The organism is Trichococcus sp. (assembly GCF_055118575.1).
This window is the reverse complement of record NZ_JBSQPW010000019.1, coordinates 44363-50362: the sequence shown is the minus strand read 5'-3', so window position 1 is coordinate 50362 and position 6000 is coordinate 44363. Positions and strand designations below refer to the sequence as shown.

7 protein-coding genes are annotated in these 6000 nt (G+C 50.4%); 2 read left to right on the top strand and 5 right to left on the bottom strand.

Annotated elements, in window-relative coordinates:
- A partial coding sequence (locus tag ACTCCX_RS06995) for a hypothetical protein (protein WP_463275333.1) occupies positions 1 to 261 on the top strand: 261 nt, incomplete at its 5' end.
- A 55-nt stretch (positions 262 to 316) separates the two neighbouring features.
- Positions 317 to 1468, top strand: a complete 1152-nt coding sequence (locus ACTCCX_RS06990; RefSeq protein ID WP_463275332.1) for an MFS transporter — start codon at positions 317 to 319, stop codon at positions 1466 to 1468.
- Between the two features lie 92 nt (positions 1469 to 1560).
- Here the strand turns inward: ACTCCX_RS06990 and ACTCCX_RS06985 are convergent, their stop codons facing one another.
- The 5 genes from ACTCCX_RS06985 to cysS form a co-directional block, all read right to left on the bottom strand.
- Positions 1561 to 2247, bottom strand: a complete 687-nt coding sequence (locus ACTCCX_RS06985; RefSeq protein ID WP_463275331.1) for a phosphoribosylaminoimidazolesuccinocarboxamide synthase — start codon at positions 2245 to 2247, stop codon at positions 1561 to 1563.
- A gap of 484 nt (positions 2248 to 2731) precedes the next feature.
- Positions 2732 to 3247: an NYN domain-containing protein gene (locus ACTCCX_RS06980; RefSeq protein ID WP_276646458.1), complete on the bottom strand. Its 516-nt coding sequence runs from the start codon at positions 3245 to 3247 to the stop codon at positions 2732 to 2734.
- A 48-nt stretch (positions 3248 to 3295) separates the two neighbouring features.
- Positions 3296 to 4012 (bottom strand): 23S rRNA (guanosine(2251)-2'-O)-methyltransferase RlmB, encoded by a 717-nt coding sequence (gene rlmB, locus ACTCCX_RS06975; RefSeq protein ID WP_068561493.1) that lies wholly within the window; start codon positions 4010 to 4012, stop codon positions 3296 to 3298.
- 115 nt (positions 4013 to 4127) lie between these two features.
- A complete protein-coding gene (locus ACTCCX_RS06970; RefSeq protein ID WP_068561422.1) occupies positions 4128 to 4553 on the bottom strand; it encodes a Mini-ribonuclease 3 in 426 nt (141 codons plus the stop codon).
- Entirely contained in the window at positions 4538 to 5950 is a 1413-nt protein-coding gene (cysS, locus tag ACTCCX_RS06965; protein ID WP_463275330.1) for a cysteine--tRNA ligase, read from the bottom strand. The genes ACTCCX_RS06970 and cysS overlap by 16 nt, the downstream gene beginning before the upstream one ends.
- Positions 5951 to 6000 lie beyond the last annotated feature (50 nt).

The following is a 6000-nucleotide window of genomic DNA, read 5'->3' as shown; positions in this document are numbered from 1 at the left end:
GAAAGTCTAAGGGCTTTTGGGAATAGAACGGAAATAGAAAAACGACATCTCCACTTTTTTGGAAATATCGCCAGTACGGTCCGTGACGTCCCAACAGCCATTGGAACCCCCTGGATTTATCCATGGGGAGCAGTCAGCATTGCAAAAAGAGGAATCCCCTACCTTCCTGTTGCCGTAACAGAAATCTTCACGAATCTCCTTGACTTGAAGTCCAGTTTAACCTGTATACTGGTTTTATATGCGGAAAAGCAGGTCGGATAATCCGGGCCGGCTTTATGTAACCGCAATCAAAAACCACTTTTCGAAGGAGACTAAAATGAAAAAACCAAACACGATGTTACTGGTCTTCAGTGCGATGAGCTTTGTGCTGGCGATGACGGCTTTTGTCTTCAGCGGCATTCTGGACAAAGTGGCTGTTTCGCTGGGCATCTCGGTGGCCCAGTCCGGTCTGTTGAACACGATGTATTCTTATGGGGCGGCGTTCGGAGTGCCGATCACTTTGATCCTGTTCCGGAAGGTCGAACGCAGCAAGATGCTGAAGCTGATGCTGTTTGCGACTATTTTGACGACCTTCGCGCTCATCTATGCCCAAAATTTTGTGCAACTGCTCATCGTCCGGCTGCTGATGGGGATTTCCGCCAACAGTTATGGTGTGCTGGCCATTTCAACGATTTTGGCGCTCTCGCCCAAGGATCGGCAAGGGCGTTCCTTGGCTTTCTATATCATGGGGAGTTCCTTGGCGCTTGTCATCGGCATCCCGTTGACGCGCGCCTTGTCCGCAGTCCTGGATTGGCGCAGCATTTTTTGGATACTGAATGCCATGATGCTGTTGTCTCTCGTTTATTTCCTGAAGTATTTGCCGAAAGCGGATCACGAGGCCACAAAACTGGATCTGAAAAACGAGCTGCAGTTCTTTAAGGACGGGAAAACGTTGCTGCTGCTTGCCTATACGTTGATGATGTTCATGGGATACAACGCCTTCTACACCTATGCGACACCGTACTTGCTGTTGCTTTTCCCTTCCATCGAGCCGCTGATGAGCCTGATACTGGTTGCGCTTGGCCTTGCCAGTTTCACGGGCAACCTGCTCGGCGGCCATGTATCGGATGCCATCGGATACGCCAAGTCAATGATGCTCGGGGCGGTGCTCCAAACGGCAGCGATGCTATTGATCCTTGTTGTCCAACCGTCGAAATGGTTAAGCGTGCTCTTCATTATCATATGGCTGATGAGTGCCTGGTTCACCGGCCTGCAGCTCAACACCGGCATCGCCCAAGTGACCGATAACAAATCCAGTTTTATGCTCAGCATCAACGGTTCCTTGATCCAATTGGGCGGTGCGTTCGGCGCCAGCCTGGCCGCCGTCGTCATCAACCTCACCGGCATCCAAAGCATCGTCTTCGTCACCTTGCTGACCAGTCTAGCGCTCATCCTGATCCAAGTGGTTTCGATGAGGAAATACCCTTGAACTCGGATCGACTATCGCCACTAGAGGACGCTGGGTCATCTTTGTTGGTGAGTAAAAAAGGTGAGGTCCCGTACTGGGATCTCACCTTTTTCTTATTGAATTTTTTCTAAAATCAATTGCGCACAGTCAATTTGGTTGGGAATATTGCCTGCTTCATCTTTGACGCGCCAAATATCGGGGGTGATTTCATCCACGACGTACATTTTTCCGTCATTGTCATAACCAATTTCAATTTTGAAATCGATTAAGGTCAAGTTCATTTCGGCTAAAGCATCTCTAAGAACTGCGCCGACTTTCGTTAAGATATCGAGCGCTTCATTGTATTGCCCAGGTTGCAAAATACCTTTCATTTGGCACAAGCGATCCGTAATCAATGGGTCGCCTTGTTCATCGTCTTTCAACGTCACTTCCAAATAGGGCGGATCAAAAGGCAACCCTTCAGGCAAGGTAAAACGGCGGCACATACTGCCAGCAGTGAAATAGCGTAAAACAAATTCCAGATTCGGGACAGTCAGTTGGCGAACTTTCATGACACCTTTTTCGATATCCGCATCCAAGTAGTGCGTAGGAATACCATTTTTTTCCATCAATTCAAAAAAGTATTTGGAAACAGTCAAGCCAACTTTTCCTTTACCGGCAACACTGCCGCCAACTGTATTGGAGCCTGGATCGAAGACGCCATCTTGGCCGGTTGCGCTATCTTTAAACAATAAGTAGACTTCCTTATTCGCTTCATCCAACAAGACTGTTTTTGTTTTGCCGTCGTACAATTCTTTCATGTTTTCCCGCCTTCTCTGAAATATCCAGTGTTTTCAAAAATGATACCATTGGATATTTTTATTGTCGAGGCTTTTTTCGGTTTTTAATAAAAAAAACTCGATAAAATTCATGATAAATTGTAAATCGAATTAAAATTCGAACCAAAAATCATAGATGAATAACTTTTTGTTCGGATTTTATACCGAAGCACGCTTTTGATGAAGGGAGATCTTCGGATATGTTCAGATCCAAATCTGCACGCTTCTTCTCCGGTGAACGGAGGCGTCGCCGGAGTTTAGTTCATATATTTCCGGACAACTCCGGCGATGTTCCCTTCATAGAAGGTAAGGTTTATTTTGGAGTGCAAACTCCTGTGAGTGGCCTCTTCGCCGGAGTTGCAGGCAAATTTTGGGTCCGCTCTTGTCGATGCAATTCCAAATAAAGAGGCCGCCCCGCAAATAAACGAGACGACCTCTTCTTTGTGTATTCATGATGAACCTAGCTTCACTCCAACATATCCTTATAGATCTCGCGCAGGACCTCCAGTTGGTCATCTGACCAGGTGCCGCGCTGGCGTTGGTCGCGGAAGCGGCGGCTTTCGGTCTCCAAGGCTTTTTTGGAGCGTTTGATGTCCTTGTAGAGTTCCATGGCGGAGATGCGCTGGGCGCCTTTCGAAAAGACGAGCTGCTGTTCGGCCAAGTCGCTGGTGGCGACATAGACTTCGGTCAGCACGTTGCGCAGTTTTTTGACGACGCCTTCGATGTAGGTGTCGGCGGTCTCCCCTTGTGCGGTAAAGATGACCTTCACCCGGTATTTAGAATACTCTTTCGTGATGCCGGGAACGAACTGGGCATCAAAAACGCACCAGACTTCGTTGCCTTCATAATTTTGATAATCGGACAGCGCCTGCAGCAGTTGATCCCTGGCCTCTTCGATGAGGTCCTGGTTCTTCAGCTTCACCAGTTCCGGCCAGGCGCCGATCATATTGTAGCCGTCCACTATCAGGATTTCTTTCTTCAACAGGATCTTCACCTCGCTTTTTCTGGTACGCAGATGCTACGAATCGGATCAAACGTGGCGTTTGCGGAAAACTTCGTACATCATCAGTCCGGCTGCAACGCCGGCATTCAAGCTCTGCACATGGCCGACCATCGGGATGGTCAACAGGCCATCAGCGGATTCCTTCAACAGGCGGGAAATGCCTTTGCCTTCGTTGCCGATGATCATCGCCAACGGCAACGTTGTGTCCCACTGGCGGTAATCCTGCCCGGACATGTCGGTGGCGTAGATCCAGACACCGCGTTCCTTCAGTTCTTCGATGGTGCGGTGCAAGTTCGTGACGCGCACGACCGGTACGTGCTCGATGGCGCCTGTCGATGCTTTGGCGACGGTCGCCGTCAAACCGACTGCGCGGCGCTTGGGAATGATGACTCCATGGGCACCGCAAGCATCTGCGGTACGCAGCACGGACCCCAGGTTATGCGGATCCTCGACACCATCCAGGATGATGAAGAAAGGATCTTCGTTCTTGGCGGCAGCCGCTTCGAACAGATCATCGAGTACGGCATACTGGAAAGCTGCCGTAGCGGCGATGACGCCCTGGTGGACGGCGTTATCGGACAACGTGTCGAGCTTGCTTTTCGGTACCGCTTGGATCTGGATCTTGCGGTCCTTCGCGAGCTTGATGATGTCGCCCAATTTTTCTCCGCCCAGTCCATCCTGGATGAACAGTTTGTTGACATCGCGATCGGAGCGCAGCAATTCCAATACCGGGTGGCGTCCCATCACGAAGTCTTCGTTTTCGGGTGTTTCTTTTTCTGCGTCATCGCGTCGTCTTGGTTTTGGTTCCGGTCTGCCCTTTTTCGGTGCATTGCGGCTGTCCTTGAACGCGCGGTTCGGTTTATTTTTCATAATTGTTTTCCTCGACTTCTTGGATACACCAACGGATCAATTCTTCAAGCCGAACTTTTTGCCCGGAAAGATGCAGATAGCCCATCAGCGACTCGAAGCCGGTCGCGATGCGGTAGGTCGTTACGTCCGCATTTTTGGCGATCGTATGGCTCTTGCTGTTGCGGCCGCGACGGTACATATCCATTTCTGCTTCGCTCAGGAAGCCTTCTTTTTCAAGCATCACATGCATCAGTTTCGCTTGGGCCTTGGCCGAAACGAAAAAAGTCGCGCGCCGGTGAAGCTGGTTGGGTTTGGTGTGTCCTTTTTCTAGTAAATGCGTTCTGATATAAGTCTCATAAGCGGCATCGCCGACATAGGCCAAGGCAAGACCGTTCAATAAGCTCCAATTCTGTTCTGTCACTATGCTCTTCTCCATCTGGTGCCTTGGGCGGTGTCATCCAGAATGATGCCCTGATCCTTCAGGTAATCGCGGATTTCATCACTGCGGGCGAAATTTTTGTCTGTTCGGGCTTGTGTCCGTTCATCAATCAAAGTCTGGATGTCGTCATCCAGCAGTGCTTCTTCACCGAGTATGACGCCGAAGACGCCGACCATTGCCTTGTACAAAGCCAATGCTGCAGTGATGACTGCTTCAGAAACGGCTTCGCCTTCCGCGTAGATGTTCAATTCCTTGGCGAACTGGTAAACGATAGACATGGCGTTATCCGCTTGGAAATCGTCATCCATTTCGGCAACAAACTGTGCCTGCAGATTCTGGAACAAAGCCAATTGCTCGGCCTCATCGGGCAGTGCCGCGACGGCATCTTGGAGGCGGTAGTGGGCATTCTGATAGGCGATTTTTACTTTCTCCAGATTGATTTTGGCTTCTTCGATGGCTTTTTCGCTGTATTTTACCGGACGGCGGTAATGCGCAGTTCCGAGGAAGAAACGCAGCACCTGCGGATCGACTTCCTTCAGGATATCATGCACCGTCACGAAGTTCCCGAGCGACTTGCTCATCTTCTCGGCTGTTTCACCGATTGTGACGAAGCCGTTGTGCATCCAGTAGTTCGCGAAGGTTTTGCCGGTTTTGGCTTCGCTCTGAGCGATTTCGTTTTCGTGATGCGGGAAAGTCAGGTCATGGCCGCCACCGTGGATATCGATGGTGTCGCCCAAGTATTTGGTCGCCATCACCGAGCATTCGATGTGCCAGCCCGGGCGTCCCGAGCCCCAAGGTGATTCCCAGGAGACTTCATCCGGCTTCGCTGCTTTCCAAAGTGCGAAATCAAGCTGATCTTCCTTTTTCACGTTCTCTTCCGCATCCAGGCGTTCGCTGGCGCCGACGATCAGGTCCTTGATCGATTGATCGCTCAATTTGCCGTAGTCCTTGAACTTACCGGTACGGTAATAGACGTCGCCGTCAGCTTCATAGGCATAGCCTTTATCGATCAGATCGCCGATGAAGGCGATGATGTCCGGGATATTTTCCATCACGCGCGGATTCAGCGTCGCTTTTTCGACGTGCAGAGCCGCGGTATCTTCATAGAAGGCCGCGATGAACTTTTCGGCGACTTCTTTCGCGGAAATGCCCAACTCTTTGGCGGCACGGATGATCTTGTCGTCCACGTCGGTGAAGTTGGAGACGAAATTCACGTCATAGCCGCGGTATTCCAAGTAGCGGCGGACGGTATCGAAAGCCACTGTGCTGCGGGCATTGCCGATATGGATGTAGTTGTAGACGGTCGGACCACAGACGTACATGCCCACCTTATTCTTTTGGATCGGTTGGAACTCTTCTTTTTCGCGCGTCAGGGTATTGTAGATTTTTAACATTGCGCACTCCTTTCCAGCTTCGAAAAAAGGGCTGACGCCCTTTTTCGTTT

Excerpts from the sequence above, each read along its gene's own strand:
- ACTCCX_RS06985 (WP_463275331.1), bottom strand. The coding sequence starts at position 2,247 with ATGAAAGAATTGTACGACGGCAAAACAAAAACAGTCTTGTTGGATGAA.
- rlmB (WP_068561493.1), bottom strand. The coding sequence starts at position 4,012 with ATGGGACGCCACCCGGTATTGGAATTGCTGCGCTCCGATCGCGATGTC.
- ACTCCX_RS06990 (WP_463275332.1), top strand. The coding sequence starts at position 317 with ATGAAAAAACCAAACACGATGTTACTGGTCTTCAGTGCGATGAGCTTT.
- ACTCCX_RS06970 (WP_068561422.1), bottom strand. The coding sequence starts at position 4,553 with ATGGAGAAGAGCATAGTGACAGAACAGAATTGGAGCTTATTGAACGGT.
- cysS (WP_463275330.1), bottom strand. The coding sequence starts at position 5,950 with ATGTTAAAAATCTACAATACCCTGACGCGCGAAAAAGAAGAGTTCCAA.